This is a genomic window from Mycobacterium sp. shizuoka-1 (assembly GCF_002723835.1).
In the GTDB taxonomy this organism is placed as follows: domain Bacteria; phylum Actinomycetota; class Actinomycetes; order Mycobacteriales; family Mycobacteriaceae; genus Mycobacterium.
Window position 1 is genome coordinate 1 of the sequence record NZ_BEWG01000145.1, and the last position, 2,230, is coordinate 2,230.

Annotated in this window: 2 protein-coding genes; both read right to left on the reverse strand. The window is 70.7% G+C overall.

Translation table 11 applies throughout. The features are described from left to right. Window positions 1-23: 23 nt before the first annotated feature. Window positions 24-1,433 (reverse strand): wax ester/triacylglycerol synthase family O-acyltransferase, encoded by a 1,410-nt coding sequence (locus MSZK_RS31125; RefSeq protein WP_099252363.1) that lies wholly within the window; start codon window positions 1,431-1,433, stop codon window positions 24-26. 59 nt (window positions 1,434-1,492) lie between these two features. Continuing rightward, the coding region (locus tag MSZK_RS31130; RefSeq protein WP_233211618.1) for a hypothetical protein at window positions 1,493-2,230 on the reverse strand (738 nt) is incomplete at its 5' end.

Below are 2,230 nucleotides of genomic sequence, written 5' to 3' on the forward strand. Positions count from 1 at the left end.
GAATCGTCGGCCTGGACGCTCACTCAACGCGGCGATCCCACCCCGACGGCGGCCTCGAGTTCGGTGAGCGCGGTCTCCGTCAGCGGGATGAGGGCGTCGACGTCGGCGATCACGTCGGCGTCGGCGATGTAGCCGACGCCGATCCGGTCGGCGTAGGAACACAGCGTCACGTTCAGCGCCATGCCGTCGTAGACCACCGACACCGGATAGATCGCGTCGACGCTGGCGCCGTTGAAGTACCGCTGCCCCCGCGGGCCGGGCACATTCGAGATCGGCAGGTTGTAGCTCGGGCGCACCCACGAGGTGAACGGCAGCTGCGGTAACAGCACCGTCGGCGCGATGGCCGGCATCAGCACCAGCAGCATCGCGCCCGGGCCCTGCGCGGCGACCTGATGCTTGACGTTGGCCATGGCGTGGTGGACCAGGCTCAAGCGCTGCAGCGGGTCTTCGATGGTGGTCCCCAGCGGGCACAACCCGAGGCCGAACTGGTTGCCGTGCCGATCGCTTCCGGCGGCGTCCCGCTCGCGCACCGTAACCGGGCACAGCGCGACCAGGGACTGGTGCGGCAGTTCGTCCTGCTCGGCCAGCCATTCCCGCAACACCCCGGCCACCAGCGCGGTCACCACGTCGTTGCCGGTGACCCCGGCCGCGTCCTGGATGGCCCGGATTCGCTTGCGGTCCAGGCTGGTTGCCGCGAACGCCCGCCGGGGACCCAGCTTGGTGTTGAACCGGGTGTGCGGCGCCCCGAACGGCGGCGCCACCGTGGGCGTGGTCAGGCTGCCGACGATGTTGGCCAGCTCCGCCGACGCTACGTGGCGGGCCAGACCGACCGCCGACATCGCGGCACCCGCGACCTCCCGGACCGCCGACAGCGGGCCCCGGCCGGTCGGCGGCGCGGTGGGCTCGGCCGGCGCGGCGCTGACGTAGAACGGCGGCATGCCGCGCTGATCGGGGTCGTCGCTGAGCGATTCGTCGATGATCCGCAGGCCCTCGACACCGTCGACGACGATGTGATGGATCTTGATGTAGAGGGCGAACCGCCCGCCCTTGAGACCGTCGATCAGATAGGCCATCCACAGCGGGGCCGACCGGTCGAGCCGTTCGGCGTGCAGTTCGGACACCAGCTCCCACAGCGCCGGGATGCTCGACCCGCGCGGCAGCTTCCGTCGCTGCACATGGTGGCGCAGGTCGAGGTCTTCGACCTCGCGCCACACCCACAGGCCGCCGGTGTCCACCCCGCGATGCGGGCGCCGGCGCAATCGCGGGTCGACGGGGCCGGGCGCGGTCAGGCTCTGCTCGTAGAGCTCATCGACGAACTTCGCGCTCTTGGCGCCCTTCGGCGGGCTCATGATCAACACGACCGCCACGTGCATCGGGCTGGAAATCAGCTCGCCCGTCAGCATCATCGCGTCGATGGGGTCGAGCGTCTCCATGTCTGAACCGACCTTTGGCTGGGATTCCGATTCCCAACCCTAACGCGGTGTTTCGCGCCTCAGGGCACGACTGTGGAACCGATCGTCGGCATGAAGGTGCACTGCTTGTCCACGGTGGTCACCTGGCCGAAGATCGTCGACATGATGCTGCCCGAACCGGTGTCGGCGATCGCGGTCAGCGTGGTCGGGCCTGCGGAGTTGATGTCGGGATTGGGCTTGAGCGTGACGCTGCCGGACTTGCCGGTGGTCAGGTTGACCCAGGTGACGTTCAGCGGCAGCTTCTGCTCGGCGGCGGGCGCCGGGGTACCGACCGCGGTGAAAACGTAGGCGGTCTGGCCGGCGGCCGGTCCGGGCGTCGGGATCTTCGCGGGCCCGGCCACCGAGATCGCGGTGGCGATCACGTTGCCGCCGTCCTTGAGGCAGCCGTTGCTGATCGACGGGTACATGAAGTCCTGCGTCGGCGGGGCCGCCGGGTCGTAGTTCGGGGCGGCCGCGGCCGCGGGTGCCGGTGCCGGGTTTGCGACGTTGATCGAGTTGCCCACCGGCGTCGCGGACGGTGTCGGCGGGTCGGCCGGATTCACCACGGTCACCGGGGTCGGCACCTCGGGCAGCGCGTCGGGCGCGGGGCCGACGGCGTGGGCCGGGTTGATGCCGACCGGCAGGTGTGCTTCGGTGCCGAAGATCGAGCTGGGGGCGGCACCGTCGGGCAGGTGCTCAGGCAGGGGGACGGGGCCGTTACCGGGGCCGGGCGTCAACAACGGCGCGGTGCCGTGGGAGACGCCGGTCGCCGCGGCGGC